Origin of the sequence: Rhodoplanes roseus, from assembly GCF_003258865.1 — a bacterium.
Lineage (GTDB): Bacteria > Pseudomonadota > Alphaproteobacteria > Rhizobiales > Xanthobacteraceae > Rhodoplanes > Rhodoplanes roseus.
The window spans coordinates 1-237 of record NZ_NPEX01001016.1 but is presented as its reverse complement, the minus strand read 5'-3'; the positions used below and the strand labels follow the sequence as shown (position 1 = coordinate 237).

The window sequence follows — 237 nt, the reverse complement described above, 5'->3', positions numbered from 1 at the left end:
CGCTCGGCGGTTTCACGCCGCTGCAATCCTCGTCCTTAAACGCGGTTGCCGAACGCCTCGGCGCAACGCCTATGCAGGTGGCGCTCGCCTGGCTCTTGCAGCGTTCGCCCAATATCCTGCTCATTCCGGGCACCTCCTCGCTGCAGCATCTTGAGGAGAATCTGGCCGCAGCCGAGCTCGGTCTGCCGCAGGGTGTGCTCCAGGAGCTGGAGGACATCGGCAACGGGGCCTGAATGC

1 protein-coding gene is annotated in these 237 nt (G+C 65.0%); it reads left to right on the top strand.

Annotation, left to right across the window (positions count from 1 at the left end):
• Positions 1-233 (top strand): aldo/keto reductase (locus CH341_RS33420; protein WP_210208759.1); only part of this gene is annotated, 233 nt, incomplete at its 5' end.
• Between the last annotated feature and the right edge of the window lie 4 nt (positions 234-237).